This window comes from Mucilaginibacter lacusdianchii (genome assembly GCF_009770985.1).
GTDB lineage: Bacteria > Bacteroidota > Bacteroidia > Sphingobacteriales > Sphingobacteriaceae > Mucilaginibacter > Mucilaginibacter lacusdianchii.
Genome location: NZ_WSRW01000003.1, coordinates 1,150,074 through 1,165,163, shown reverse-complemented (window position 1 = coordinate 1,165,163; position 15,090 = coordinate 1,150,074). Strand labels below are relative to the sequence as shown.

Here is a 15,090-nt window from a genome sequence, read left to right as displayed (position 1 = left end):
GAATTGCTTCTGGTAGTTCTATCCTGATCTTATTTAATTAAAAAATTCACTACATTACTATATGGAAATTGTTATGATGAATTGGAATATCCGTGCTGCAGCTAAAATCCTTTTATTAGGGGGGCTTGCAACAACAATCTACATCAGTTCGTGCGGTAAAAAAGAAACTACAGATATCACAGCACCTTCTAAACCTCCGTTAGTTACAGAGAGCAAATCATTTTCTGCAACAGACGCTACAACTGCATTCAATGCGTTCAACACCGTTTATTATAGTACTACCGACAAGCTTTACTACAGCACTACCGAAAAGAAAGGCATCGGCGCAATCTGGACACAGGCTATTTATTGGGATATTGTGATGGACGCTTACGAACGGACTAAAGATCCGGCATATTATAAAATGATTACCGACATCTACGACGGCGGTTACCAACGCTATGATGGTTACAATTGGGAGAATCACACCACCTGGTTCATTTATGATGACATGATGTGGTGGGTAATGGCGCTAACCCGCGCATACGGCATCACCAATAATCAAATATATCTAACTAAAGCAAAAGCTGGGTTCCAGCATATCTGGGATGGCTCATATGATCAGGTAAAAGGTGGTATGTATTGGGATTTTAAACACAGCGGCAAAAATGCCTGCATCAATTACCCAACCGTTATTGCCGCTATGCGGTTGTACGAGATTACAAAAGATGAAGCCTACCTAACGAAGGCGAAGGAAGTATACGCCTGGGCACACGATAATCTATTTGATATAGGCAAGGGTAGAGTAGCCGATCATAAAATAGGTGACAACAATCCAGGATATGAGGATTATACCTACAATCAAGGAACGTGTATTGGCGCGGCTTTGCTGCTTTACAAAGTTACCGGCAAACAAAGCTATCTGAATGATGCAAAGCTGGCAGCGCAGTACACCAAAAGCACCATGAGCGACACGAACGGCATTTTACCGGCAGAAGGCGATTTTAACGAACAAGGCGTGTTAAAAGCAATATTTGCACAGTATCTTGTGGACCTAGCTAAGGTAGATCCGCAAGGTGGTTATGATAAATGGGCAGTATATAATGCAAATACCGCTTGGGGCAATCGGGATCAAACACGTAATATTATGCACCGGAACTATAAGATTTCTTGCCCCACTGGTGTGGTGCAATCATATGAATCGAGCAGTGCCGTGGCTTTTATGCAACTGTTTGCGCCAAGCAAGTAATTTATATCACCATGAGAAAAAAAATATACTTCTGCCTGTTGCTATCTGGTATGTCTGCATTGTGTGTGCATAATACCAATGCACAGGTAAAATCCAAACAGAAAACATCGTTCCAGGCGTCTGCTCCATGGAGTTCCGATTATGATGTAAGAGCCGACATTGCCATGGTATATGGCGTAAATGACGACGGCGGCCATTTTGAAGATCGCATTAAAAGTTATCGCGACGAAGGCTATGAAGTGCAATTTATGACCGGAATAGCCTGGGGCCAATACAAAGATTATTTTTTGGGCGAGTGGGACGGTAAGAACCACCTGGACGAAGGTCAGGTAATGCGCAATGGCGAAACCATTTGGCATGGCCAAAACGTGCCATACATCGTGCCGTCTTCCAATTTTTTAAATTACATGAAAACGCATGTAAAAAGAGCGATTGATGCAGGGGTAACGGCTATATACTTAGAAGAACCTGAATTTTGGGCCCGTGCCGGCTACGGTAATGCTTTCAAGAAAGAATGGCAAAAGTATTATGGCTTTGCCTGGATGCCACAGCACGAATCGCCTGAGGCAACCTATTTGTCTTCCAAACTGAAATATCATTTGTATTTCAATGCGTTAAAAGAAATTTTCACTTACGTAAAAAGCTATAGCCAGAGCCTTAATCGTACGGTTAAATGTTATGTGCCTACACATTCTCTGCTCAATTATTCGTCATGGCAAATTGTAAGTCCGGAGGCCAGCCTGGCCAACTTGGACGGCATGGATGGCTATATAGCTCAGGTATGGACTGGCACATCGCGCGAACCAGTGTATTACAATGGGTTGAAAAAAGAACGTGTGTTTGAGAACGCATTTTTGGAATACGGCTCGATGGTTTCTATGACAGCGCCTACAGGCAGAAGGATTTATTTTTTAACTGACCCGATTGAAGACTGGCCACGCTCGTGGGATGATTATAAGGTTAACTATCAAGCTACCTTTACCGCACAGCTGCTATATCCCATGGTAAACCACTACGAGGTAATGCCGTGGCCTAATCGTATCTATAAAGGCAAGTTTAAAGTAGAAGGCGAAGCTGAAAAACAGCCTATCTCGCCGGCGTATGCTACACAAATGCAGATAATGGTCAATTCGTTGAATCAAATGCCTTTATCAAGCAATAAACTGAACGGCAGTCGTGGTATCGGTGTTCTGGTATCTAACTCGATGATGTTTCAACGCTTTCCTAATCATGCCGGTTATGAAGATCCTCAGCTTTCTAACTTTTACGGGATGGCTTTACCTTTATTAAAAAACGGTATTCCGGTTGAAACTGTGCACATGGAAAATCTGGCTAATAAAAATACGCTTAAAGATATTAAGGTATTAATTGCCAGTTATGCCAACATGAAGCCATTGTCTGCCGCTTATCATAAAGAACTGGCCACATGGGTTAAAAACGGTGGCGTATTGTTATACTACGGACGTGATACTGACCCATTCCAAACGGTAAAGGAATGGTGGAATACCGGAGGGAATAGCTACAGCGCACCGTCACAACATTTGTTCAGCTTATTAGGATTGAAAGAACAAGCAGGTTTTTCCAAGTACAAATGCGGTAAAGGGAACGTTTATATTGTAAGGCAAGATCCAAAGGAATTGGTATTACAAACGCAAGGTGATGCCGGTTTTCTAAAAAATGTTAAGCAGGCATACGAAGAAGATGCCAAAGCAGGCAAGCTGCTATTAAAAAACAATTTTATATTAGAGCGCGGCCCGTTTGTGGTTGCTGCTGTGCTTGACGAAAACAGCAATAGCCAGCCGCTCACTTTAAATGGAACTTTTATTGATTTATTTAATCCCAATCTTCCCGTTGTTCAACAAAAATCAATTAGGCCTGGTACACAAGCTTACTTGTTTGATGTAAATAAGATTGAAGATAAACAAAAGCCGCAGGTAATAGCTGCTGCTGCCCGAGTTAGCGACGAGGTGGCGACTAAGACACATTATAGCTTTGTAGCTAAAAGCCCGGCTAAAACAAATAACATGATGCGCATTTTGTTACCGGCTAAGCCAAACAAAGTCATTGTTCAAATAAATTCAACGCCGTTAAGCATTACTAAAAATGAATGGGACGCTGCATCTGGTACCTTATTGCTAGGCTTTGAAAATTATAGTGAAGGCGTGCACGTTGATGTAAACTGGTAAAGGTATAAGGTAATGTTCAACCACAGCTAATTATTATAAAAGAAGCATTTTATCTATACTAGCGTTTGGCTATTAAATTAAATAGATGGTAAATTATTTTAGTAGTTAAATATTTTTTTATTTTGATGGCTAAACGTTGTAAAAACACGCACATTGATAAGTGTAATGTAATAAATACTTATCTTGTTGTCTACATAGCTAATAAGCTTGCTAAAGTTTTTACATTAGCGCAATAACCTGCATATTAATTACAAGTGAAGAAGAAACTTTCCATTAATGATATCGCTACTCAGTTAGGTATTTCAATTACCACGGTATCATTCATTTTAAATGGAAGAGCCCAGGAAAAGCGCATCAGTGAAAAGTTGGTCAAAAGGGTGCAGGAGTTTGTTCAGGAAGTTAATTACAAACCAAGTTCATTGGCCCGTAGCTTGCGAACCGGAAAGACCAATATCATCGGTTTAATGGTAGAGGATATTTCCGATCCCTTTTTTTCAGCTATTGCCCGTGCTATTGAAGCAAATGCCTATCAAAATGGGTATAAAATAATTTATTGCAGTACAGAAAACGACACCGACAAAACACGTGAATTAATAGCCATGTACAGCGAAAGGCATGTAGATGGCTATATCATCGTTCCGCCGGAAGGGCTAGATCAAGATGTAAAAATTCTGATAGATGCCGGAAAGCCAGTTGTATTAATAGATAGATATACGCCTGGTGTAGATACAGATTGCGTAATAATTCAAAACGAAAAAAGTGCATATGATGCTACCATGCACTTAATTAATAATGGCTACAAGCATATAGCCTTTATAACCATCGATTCATTGCAGCCGCAAATGCAGGACAGGTTGGTAGGGTATGAAAAAGCAATGACCGAACACCAACTCCCTCAATACATTAAAGAGATTGCTTACAAAAGCAGCGAGCAGGCTATGCATCAGATATCTGCATTTTTGGATCGCAAAAAAGAAATAGATGCTATTTTCTTTTCTACCAACTATTTATGTGTTAGCGGCTTAAAAGCAATATCAGGCAAGGGGCTAAGCATTCCTAATGATATTGGCGTTTTAAGTTTCGACGATTATGAACTCTTTGAACTGTATTCACCATCGATAACAACAGTATCGCAACCAACTGAAAAGATTGCAGAGCATGCTATTAATCTTTTACTGGCAAGACTTAAAAAATCAAGTACTGATAAAAAGCTGCAAAAGATTGAATTGCCTACCACCTTTATCGTCCGTAATTCCTCTCCGGTTAAATCCCGATAGCAACGTCCGTTTGCTACAATCTGAACAAAAAGTAATTTAGAATTTGCATTTGCTAAAACGTTTTAGATATTTGCGTTAAATCAGTTCTAAACCAATTATAATTACTTCATGAGTGTAAATCTATCCGACTATATATTTATTGGTGTAGACATAGGTGGTTCGCATATAACAGCGGCTCACGTAATGCCGCATTATTGTTCCATAAACAGTGATACCAAAGTAAGGCTACATGTTGATTCACATGGTGAAGCCGATTATATTCTAAATCAATGGGCAAAGGCTATCATCAAACTCGTTGATCCCGCTAAAAAAGATTCGACTAAAATAGGTATAGCAATGCCTGGCCCGTTCAATTATTCGGAAGGCGTGTCTTTAATTAAAGGCATGAACAAGTACGAATCGTTGTATGGCATGAATGTTCGTGAGGCATTATCAGATTTGATTGGGATTGAACCTGATAATATTATGTTTAGAAACGATGCAGAGGCATTTTTGCACGGAGAGGTTGTATTTGGTAAAATGCATAGCAGCTCAAAGGTAATTGGTGTTACGCTCGGTACGGGCTTAGGATCGGCTAAAAGTGCAAACGGCATCACAACAGATGTTTTTAGGGCTATCACTCCCATGCACGATGGTATTGCGGAAGACTACATTTCTACCCGTTGGTTTTTAAAACGGTGTAATGAATTGACCGGCCGGACGCTCACAAACGTCGAAGAATTACTTAATGATTCGGATTTGGTATTGAAAGAGCGTTTACTTGATGAATTTGGCAATAACCTGGGTACATTTTTAAATAACTTTGCTGCTGAAGAGCAAGCCGATGTTGTTATATTAGGCGGTAATATTGCAAAAGGAATGCACGCATTCGGCAATCAGACTTTAGCTTGCATTACCAATAAAAATATAATTATAAAACAAAGCACTTTATGGGAGGATGCAGCACTAATTGGCGCTGCATGTAGCTGGCCCGAAGCAGAATTGCTATCACAGCAAGTAAGTAGTAAAGCATCTGCTTAAAATGTTATTTTTAGTATAACTAATTGCTGGTTACAATTAGTTACCAATTACAAATCTAAATTACAAACTTTTGAAAAGACGTATTTTTTTAAGAAACACCGGTATTTTAGGTGCCGGAAGTATATTAAGTAGTAAAATGGCTTTTGCGTTACCGGCTGAATTTAAGGTGGTTCGTACAGCTCCTGGTCAACGCAAGTTTACCAGTGCTGCTGTAGAAAAAGCTATTGCTGAATTTAGCAAGAATGTAAAAAATAAGGAACTGTGCTGGTTGTTTAACAATTGTTTTCCTAACACGCTGGATACCACTGTTACTTATACCCAACAAAATGGTAGACCAGATACCTATGTTATCACCGGCGATATAGATGCCATGTGGCTTAGAGACAGTACAGCGCAGGTTTGGCCATATCTTACTTTTGTAAAACAAGATAAACACTTAGGCGATTTGATAGCCGGCGTTATCAACCGTCAGGTTAAGTGCATTTTAAAAGATCCTTATGCTAATGCATTTTATGGCGACGATACTAAAGAAGGCGAGTGGAAGCATGATATAACTGCCATGAAACCGGGTTTGCATGAGCGTAAGTGGGAGATAGATTCATTATGTTATCCTATCCGCCTGGCTTATCATTATTGGAAAGACACTGGTGATACCCGGCCCTTTGATCAAAACTGGCAGCAGGCTGTAAAAACTATACTAAAAACATTTAAAGAGCAGCAACGCAAAAACGGCGATGGGCCATATTCGTTCCAGCGCAAAACGGCCTGGGCTACCGATGGTGTGCCAATGAATGGCTTTGGCTATCCTGTTAAACCTGTTGGGTTAATCTGTTCTGCGTTCCGTCCAAGCGACGACGCCACTTTATATTCGTTCCTGATTCCGTCTAATTTCTTTGCGGTAGTTAGTTTAAAACAGGCAGCCGAAATGATGAGCGCTGTAGCCAAAGATCCTAACACCAGCAACGAATTAACTGCTTTAGCCAATGAGGTGCAACAAGCTCTGAAAGAGCATGCTATTGTAAATCATCCAAAGCACGGAAATGTTTATGCGTATGAAGTGAATGGCTTTGGAAGCTACAACTTAATGGACGATGCCAACATCCCAAGTCTACTAGCTATGCCGTATCTCGGTGCTATTGATGCTAACGATCAGGTTTATCAAAATACACGTAAGCTTCTGCTATCAGAAGATAACCCATTCTTTTTTAAAGGAACTGCTGCTGAAGGTATAGGCGGACCACATATTGGTAAAGATATGGTTTGGCCACTGAGCATAATCGCCAGAGGATTAACCAGCAATGATGATAACGAGATAAGATACTGCATACAAACACTGCAAAAAACACATGGCGATACAGGGTTTATGCACGAGTCATTCCATAAAGATAACCCAGCCAAATTTACCAGAAGTTGGTTTGCTTGGACTAACACCATTTTTGGTGAGTTTTTATGGAAAACGTATAAAAGTAAACCGCAATTGCTAAGTTAAATTCACTCATACTTTAAAATCCAATTAATCTCCAACCAAGGTCAATGCGATTTACCAAAGCAGTTTTAACGGGCGGTTTAATTTTTTTGTCGATAGCAGGTGTTGCTCAAAAAAAATACCTGATTTCATCGCCAGATAAGTCTATAAAGGTAGAGTTGTCTGTTGCAGATAGTATCTATTATCAACTATCACAAAACGGCAAACCATTGGTTTCATCGTCGGCTGTCAGCTTTCAAACAGATGCTAAACAAGGCTCAGATTGGAAAGTATCAAAAGCTTCTACCACTACACATCTGGCTACGCTACATCCGGTTGTATGGCAAAAAAGTAAGGATGTTGTTGATAATTACTCGCAATTGAGGCTGGATTTTGCAGGTTCTCTATCGCTGGTGTGGCGGGTGTACAACAATGGTATTGCCTGGCGTTGGATCAACAACAATTCTAAAACCTATCATGTATTAGATGAGCAGGCTGTAGTTAATTTTGTGGATGGTGCTAAATCCTGGTATTCCGAAGAGGACGGTTTTTACTCACACAACGAACGTAAATACAAGGATTACCAGGTAAAACAGATAACCGACCAAAAACTGGCCAGCTTGCCTGTGTTGTTTGATGTGAGCAAAACTAAAGTGTTACTCACCGAATCTAGCTTATTTAACTATGCAGGCATGTGGGTAAGAGGTAATGGTAAGGGTGGAATACGCGCAACGTTTCCGCACTATCCAAAAGAAAAGAAAGTTGACAGTGACCGCGACGAAAAAGTATTAAGTCGCGAACCCTATATTGCCAGTGTAAATGGCGCTCAGGAATTCCCTTGGCGTATACTTATGGTTGCCCAGACTGATCAGGACATACTCACTAATCAATTACCGTATCTTTTAGGCAAACCGGCCACTGGCGACTACAGTTGGATTAAACCCGGCAAAGTGCAATGGGATTGGTGGCATTATAATAATATATACGGTGTTGATTTTAAGTCGGGCATCAACAACGATACATATAAGTACTATATCGATTTTGCGTCGAAATATGGAATTGAATACGTTTTGTTGGATGAGGGATGGTGCGATACCCGGGATTTGATGAAGCAAGTCAAAGACATTAATGTAGAAGAATTGGCCAGATATGCAAAAAGCAAAAATGTTGATTTATTGCTTTGGACCAGTTGGCTGGTACTTGATAAACAGATGGACATGGCGTTAAACGCTTTTGCCAAATGGGGGGTAAAAGGCATCAAAGTAGATTTTATGCAGCGTGATGACCAGGACATGGTCAACTATTATGAAAAAGTGGCTAAAGCAGCGGCCCAGCGCAAGTTGCTGGTTGATTTTCATGGTGCTTACAAACCTACTGGCTGGAGCAGAACCTATCCTAACGTTATGACGTCGGAAGGGGTGATGGGAAATGAAATCAGTAAGTTTGCTGCTGCCATTGATCCGCCTCATACCACAACTTTGCCCTTCACGCGTATGGCAGCCGGCCCGATGGATTTTACGCCAGGAGGTATGCTTAATGTGCAAAAAGATGCTTTCGCTGCCGTACCTGCCGAGCCTATGACATTGGGTACTCGCTGTAATCAAATGGCCATGTATGTGGTTTATGAAAGCCCATTACAAATGCTTTGTGATATGCCTACACATTATTATCGTGAGCCTGAGTGTATGCAGTTTTTAAGTGCAGTACCTACTGTTTGGCAACAAACTGTTCCATTGAACGGAGCGGTTGGAGAGTATGTTACGTTGGCCCGCCAGGCACCGAACAATGATTGGTACATAGGAGCCATGACTAATTGGAATAACCGTGAGCTGACACTTGATTTCTCTTTTTTGGGCGATGGCAACTATACTATGAAGGTATGGAAGGATGGTATCAACGCAGATAAAAACGCAAAGGATTTTAAGATGGAAGCTATTGCTGTCACCAAAGCCTCAAAAATGAAAATTAATTTGGCTACCGGCGGTGGTTGGGTTGCTATTATTCATAAAAATTAACCAGTTCAGCATAAATTAAATATGAAGCATTACAAAAAGGTAATTATTGCATGCGTTGGTGTGCTTACTTTTGGCCAGGCAAAGGCGCAAACTTCTGCATACAAGAGTCATGTAAATGATTTAAATAACGCAATAAATGCACATCTAAAAGATTCGAAATCTGACTTGTATTTTGAAACGACAGATCCGGCTAAAAACGAACATCCACACTCTTACCTTTGGCCGCTTTGTGCTTATATACAAGGCGCTAACGAAATGGAAGTGATAGAACCCGGAAAAAAATATATGTTGCCAGTTGAAAAAGCGATTGCAAAGTATTACAGGGCTACTCCGCCATATCCCGCTTACCAGGATTATGTAGTAAAAGAAAAGACGACAACTTTATACTATGATGACAACCAGTGGATAGCTATCGCCTTTATGGACGCCTATAATCGCAAGCACGAGAAACATTATTTAGACACCACTAAGATGATTTATCGTTTTATGGTAGGCGGTTTGGATACCGTTGGTGGCGGTGGTATATACTGGCGAGAAAAAGATAATACTACCAAAAATACTTGTTCTAACGGACCAGGTGTATTGGTAGCGTTACAGTTATACAAAGCGACTAAAGATAAGCGGTACTTAAACACCGCGATAGAAATTTATAATTGGACTAAAAGCCATTTACAAGCGCCAAGTGGTGTATATTATGATAATATCAAATTACCTTCTATGCAATTAGCAAAGGCAACGTATACATATAACACAGGTACCATGTTGCAGTCTGCCGCCTTATTGTATAAAATTACCAAGAACAAAAAGTATTTGGAAGAAGCACAGCGTGTAGCTAAAGCTGGCAGAGCCCATTTTTTTAGAAACGGCCGTTTACCAAATGAGTATTGGTTTAACGCTGTGATGCTGCGTGGGTATGTTGAATTATATAAAATAGATAAAAACAGAGCTTGGATAGATTTCTTCGAACAAGATGCCAATGCAATTTGGGAAAAGGAGCGTGATGCGAATAACTTGGTGGGCACTAAAAGCGAAAAACGTTTAATTGACCAAGGCGCTATGATTGAAATTTATGCAGTGCTTGAGCAAGTGAAAAATATTAAGTAAGCCATAACTACGAATTAACCATTATACAACCTCTTTACAATCATACACATGACGCCTAAAGTCGCTTTTACCGAGAAGAAGTTTTTAATTACTTTAATATTCGTTACGTCCCTGTTTATGTTTTGGGGCGTTGCTATTTCATTGGCAGATGTATTAAACCGCCATTTTCAAGCGGTTTTGCATGTATCTAAAGCACAATCGGGCCTGGTGCAATTTTCTATTTTTGGAGCTTATTTCATTATGGGAATACCTGCAGGTTTATTCATGAAGCGCTTCGGTTACAAAAGTGGCGTTTTACTTGGTTTAACTTTATTTGCCATAGGTTCGTTTCTTTTTGTACCGGCTGCTAATAGTGAGTCTTTCGGCTTTTTCCGTCTGGCTTTATTTATTGTTGGTTGCGGTTTATCAACTCTCGAAACAGTGGCGCATCCTTTTGTGGCATCCCTGGGTCATCAAGACACAAGTGACCAGCGCATCAATTTCGCGCAAAGTTTTAACGCATTGGGAACGATGTTAGGCCCGCTAATTGGTTCTTTCTTCGTGTTTGGCAATGTCGGAGAAAGTACTACGGACGGATTAGCTTCTGTTAAGATCTTATATATCGTTTTGGGTGCTGTAGTTACTACTGTTGCCATCTGTTTTTCTTTTGTCAAAGTTCCTGCCTTAACGGACCCACATGCGCCTATCACGCAAGGTTTCGACGTGGAAGTAGTTCCAACACCATCAAAAAAACTGTTTCATCACCGTCATTTTGTTTGGGCAGCCATTTCGCAATTGTTTAACGTAGCTGCACAGGCAGGTACCTGGGCTTTTTTTATGAACTTTTGCCATGAAAAAATGGGAATGACAGATCAAGAATCCAGCCGGTACATGGGCATCTTTTTTATGGGCATAATGCTTGTTGGCCGTTTTGTGGGCACTGCGATGATGCGCTATATTGCTCCTAACAAATTACTAGCAACATTTGCACTAGGTAACATTTTGATGTGCGTTATTGTTGCACAAAGCTGGGGATGGCCATCATTTATAGCGTTGCTGATGATTAACTTTTTCTTCAGTATTATGTTCCCCACTATTTTTAGTTTGGGTATAAAAAATTTAGGAGAGCAAACCCAACAAGCTTCTTCATTTATTTCTATGGGAGTAGTAGGTGGCGCGTTTTTTCCAATTCTAATGGGACGAATTGCCGATCACGACGTAGCAACAGCTTACTATCTTCCTATCATTTGCTATGCAGTTATATTTGTGTTTGCTGTTAAATTTTACAAAGTATCAGTCAAATAGCAGCTATTAAATGGTTACAAACACATTTGCTTAGTTTTAAACTAATGTGTTTGTGACCATATTTTCCATGTATTAATAAATTCAGCCCTGCTTTGTATCATATATAGCAAGCCAACTTCGGCTGCTATAAGCTTACACGTAAATGTGCTAAGTTATACTAACTAAATTTTTTAACATGTTTTGCTAAATCATTTTAGTTAGTATATATTTGACAAAAATTACTAGTCGGCTAACCGCTAGTAAAAACCAATTAAAAACCAATATATGAAACCTTCTTTCTTCAGCTGGCACAAGCTGCGGGCTTGTGCATTCTATGCGTTTTATGGTCTAAATATGTCCATTTATACGCCGGGATAGCCATTGCCTCTCAATTTTAATCCATCAGAAACTTAACACACCCTTAAACCAATAAAATGGAATTATGAGAATTTCTACTTGTAAGATTAATTTATTCGAATTCACATTGCTTAGGTTAATAAAGATGCCATGTATAATGGCCGCTTTTTTAATTTTCTCTGTGCTAAACGGATTTGCACAAACTAACCGTGTAACAGGTACGGTAGTTGACGAAAAAGGCGAACCACTGCCGGGCGTTAACGTAAGAGTTAAAAACACTCAGCAAGGCGCCGCAACAGACCTAAACGGACGTTATTCCATCAACGTAACTACAGCATCGGGCACATTGGTATTTAGCTTTGTAGGTTATGATGCTCAGGAACAAGCATTTAACCAGGGCGCTACTGTTAATGTAAAACTGGTGCCAACCAGCAATTCACTTAATGATGTAGTGGTAGTAGGTTACGGTACGCAAAGACGAGCATCCGTAACAGGTGCTGTAGACCAGGTAACATCAGCAGCGATTGCAGGTAAGCCTTCAACAAACTTAACACAGGCTCTGCAAGGTACAGCACCTAACTTAATCATTCAGCAACGCAGTAGCGAACCGGGTCAAGGTTTAAACATCAATATCCGGGGTATTAGTAGCTTTGGTGATAACTCACCATTAGTAGTAATAGATGGTTTAGTAGGTGGCGACATCAATTTGCTCAATCCTTCAGATATTGAAAGTGTATCAGTTTTGAAAGATGCTGGTGCTGCTGCAATTTATGGATCTCGTTCATCCAACGGTGTTATATTAATTACCACTAAACAAGGTAAAAAGAATGAACGTACTAAATTGACATATAGTGGTTTAGTAGGTGTTCAAACGCCAAAGTATTACTATAAGCCGGTACACGGATACGAGAATGCAATCTTGCGTAATCAGGCGAATGTTAACGCTGGCCAGGCACCAATTTATAGCGCCCAGCAAATCCGCAACTTTCAGCAGCAGGGTGACACTGAGTTCTTTTTGGATGCCATATTGAAAAACGCGCTTCAACAAAACCATACTATTGATTTAACTGGAGGTAGTGATAAATCTACTTACCGAGTGTCTGCGGGCTATCTCAATCAACGCAACAACTTAGCCGGACCTGATTTGGGCTTGCGTCGCTACAATTTCAGAATGAATATGACTAATGAGTATGGTAAGCTGAAGTTGATAAGCAATATCTCTTATGCCCATACTGATATTAAAGATCATTCTTCATCAACATCTACGCTTATTGTTGATGCCAGCCGTGTGCCCCTGTATTACAAATTAAAAGATGACCAAGGCCGGTATTTAACAAATGACGTACTAAGCGAATTTAACCCTTTGGGCCAGTTAGAGCAGGGCGGCTTTCGTAAATACAACAACGACAACATTTTTGGTAACCTGAATGCTGAAGTGAATGTTACTAGCTTTCTAAAACTTAGAGGTGTATTTGGCGGAACAATTAATGCGAATCGGTTATTTGCACGTGCATTGCAAGTTAATTACTTTCCAAGTGGTGTATCTGGTGCCGACCGCAATACCAACGACGAGGACTTTAAGGATATGTTGTTGAATACGCAGTTCCTGGCTGAGTTCAATAAAGTGTTTAATAAAAAACATTATACAACTGTGCTATTGGGCGTATCAAACGAATCCTATCACGGCGAGCGTACAACTCTTTACAGGACCTTAACTGATCCGGAGTTGGGAACACCAACTTCTTCAACTGTAATAAGTCCAAACTCATCAAATAGTAATCAGCAGACAAATGAAACCAGCTTAAATTCCTTATTTGGAAGGGCCAATTATTCTTATGAAGATAAGTACTACGGCGAGTTCAACTTCCGTATCGATGCCTCTTCAAAATTCAACAAGCAAAATAGATCCGCATTCTTTCCATCGTTTTCGGCTGGCTATCGCATAAGCCAGGAAAAATTTATGGATGACTATCGCAAAAAAGTGGGCGATTTAAAACTACGTGGTTCATATGGTATCTTGGGTAACCAGAACGTGAATAACTATCAGTATCAAACCACTTATTATTCATACCAAAATGCTTACGGTTTTAACAACAACTCATTAAGTGGTACCGGGTTTTCATTTGCTAATCCTGATATTAGATGGGAGCGCGCAGCTACTTTCAACGTTGGTGCTGACGCAACCTTTCTTAACAATGCTTTAACTGTATCGGTTGATTATTTCGACAAGCACACGAAGGGAATTTTAATTCCACCTGCTGTGCCTGGAGTATTTGGCTCAGGATTACCTGACTACAACGCCGGTGAATTGCAGAACCGTGGATGGGAGCTTAACTTAAATTATCGCTTAAATGGACGCAATCTGCGTCATACGTTTAACTTTAATCTTGCCGATAATATCAACAAAGTCCTTTATTTCGAAGGCGGAACTCGTTTAGACAGCTATGATGAAATGCAGGTTATTTTGCAGGCAGGATTGCCATATAGATCATATGTTGGGTTAAAACGTGACGGATACTTCCAAACATTGGACCAGGTTGCAGCAGGACCAAGGCCAGCAGGTTTGGCTTTGTCTCCAGGTGACATCCGTTATGTAGACGTGAATAAAGACGGCGTTATTAATGACCGTGACAAGTTCGTGTTGGGTAACCCATTCCCGCGTTATACATTTGGTTTTGATTACAATGTTTCTTACAAACAGTTTGATTTAAGAATCTTCATCCAAGGTGTTGGTCGCCGGAGCTCATTTGTACGAGGAGAATTGGTTGAGCCTTTCCATTTCAATTATGGCCAAACCATGTATCAGCACCAATTGGATTTTTGGACACCAACCAATCCTGATGCAGAATATCCGCGCCTTGCAGCAAACGGCAGTGCATCAAATCAAAACAACTTCCGGTTGGGTTCTGACTTATACATTTACAACGCAGCGTATGCCCGTTTAAAAAACGTGCAATTCGGCTACACCTTACCTAAAAAGATCGCTAACAAAATAGGCATGCAAAATTTACGTGCTTATGTATCAGGTCAAAATTTGTATACGCTTTCCAAGCTTAAATTTTTGGACCCTGAGGTTACCGAATTTGATAACAGATTGGGTGCCGGAGGCGCTAATAGCGGCCGTGCATACCCTACGCCAGTATATGTAGGCTTAGGATTAGACGTAACATTTTAA

The 15,090-nt window shown here is 40.4% G+C and carries 9 protein-coding genes; all 9 read left to right on the top strand.

Annotated elements, in window-relative coordinates; translation table 11 throughout:
- The first annotated feature begins 73 nt into the window (after positions 1 to 73).
- Positions 74 to 1,228, top strand: coding sequence for a glycoside hydrolase family 76 protein (locus GPM24_RS18545; protein ID WP_199269788.1), 1,155 nt, complete (start codon positions 74 to 76; stop codon positions 1,226 to 1,228).
- Positions 1,229 to 1,239: 11 nt separating this feature from the next.
- Positions 1,240 to 3,414 carry a hypothetical protein gene (locus GPM24_RS18540; protein WP_158828593.1) on the top strand — a complete coding sequence of 725 codons (2,175 nt, stop codon included), beginning with the start codon at positions 1,240 to 1,242 and terminating at the stop codon, positions 3,412 to 3,414.
- A gap of 254 nt (positions 3,415 to 3,668) precedes the next feature.
- Complete coding sequence (locus GPM24_RS18535) at positions 3,669 to 4,691, top strand: LacI family DNA-binding transcriptional regulator (RefSeq protein WP_158828592.1); 1,023 nt, start codon at positions 3,669 to 3,671, stop codon at positions 4,689 to 4,691.
- A gap of 108 nt (positions 4,692 to 4,799) precedes the next feature.
- Complete coding sequence (locus tag GPM24_RS18530) at positions 4,800 to 5,711, top strand: ROK family protein (RefSeq protein ID WP_158828591.1); 912 nt, start codon at positions 4,800 to 4,802, stop codon at positions 5,709 to 5,711.
- 70 nt (positions 5,712 to 5,781) lie between these two features.
- Positions 5,782 to 7,200, top strand: a complete 1,419-nt coding sequence (locus GPM24_RS18525; RefSeq protein ID WP_158828590.1) for a glycoside hydrolase family 125 protein — start codon at positions 5,782 to 5,784, stop codon at positions 7,198 to 7,200.
- Between the two features lie 44 nt (positions 7,201 to 7,244).
- The gene (locus GPM24_RS18520) at positions 7,245 to 9,191 is read left to right on the top strand and encodes a glycoside hydrolase family 97 protein (RefSeq protein WP_158828589.1); all 1,947 of its coding nucleotides are present in this window, start codon (positions 7,245 to 7,247) and stop codon (positions 9,189 to 9,191) included.
- A 21-nt stretch (positions 9,192 to 9,212) separates the two neighbouring features.
- On the top strand, positions 9,213 to 10,295 hold the full coding sequence (locus tag GPM24_RS18515; RefSeq protein WP_158828588.1) for a glycoside hydrolase family 76 protein: 1,083 nt from the start codon (positions 9,213 to 9,215) through the stop codon (positions 10,293 to 10,295).
- Between the two features lie 48 nt (positions 10,296 to 10,343).
- Positions 10,344 to 11,579 carry an L-fucose:H+ symporter permease gene (gene fucP, locus GPM24_RS18510; protein WP_158828587.1) on the top strand — a complete coding sequence of 412 codons (1,236 nt, stop codon included), beginning with the start codon at positions 10,344 to 10,346 and terminating at the stop codon, positions 11,577 to 11,579.
- Between the two features lie 493 nt (positions 11,580 to 12,072).
- Complete coding sequence (locus GPM24_RS18505; protein WP_158828586.1) at positions 12,073 to 15,090, top strand: SusC/RagA family TonB-linked outer membrane protein; 3,018 nt, start codon at positions 12,073 to 12,075, stop codon at positions 15,088 to 15,090.

Bases quoted from the DNA above. Each gene is read 5' to 3' on its own strand.
- GPM24_RS18545 (WP_199269788.1), top strand. From the start codon at position 74: ATGATGAATTGGAATATCCGTGCTGCAGCTAAAATCCTTTTATTAGGG.
- GPM24_RS18540 (WP_158828593.1), top strand. From the start codon at position 1,240: ATGAGAAAAAAAATATACTTCTGCCTGTTGCTATCTGGTATGTCTGCA.
- GPM24_RS18530 (WP_158828591.1), top strand. From the start codon at position 4,800: ATGAGTGTAAATCTATCCGACTATATATTTATTGGTGTAGACATAGGT.
- GPM24_RS18520 (WP_158828589.1), top strand. From the start codon at position 7,245: ATGCGATTTACCAAAGCAGTTTTAACGGGCGGTTTAATTTTTTTGTCG.
- GPM24_RS18515 (WP_158828588.1), top strand. From the start codon at position 9,213: ATGAAGCATTACAAAAAGGTAATTATTGCATGCGTTGGTGTGCTTACT.
- fucP (WP_158828587.1), top strand. From the start codon at position 10,344: ATGACGCCTAAAGTCGCTTTTACCGAGAAGAAGTTTTTAATTACTTTA.
- GPM24_RS18505 (WP_158828586.1), top strand. From the start codon at position 12,073: ATGGCCGCTTTTTTAATTTTCTCTGTGCTAAACGGATTTGCACAAACT.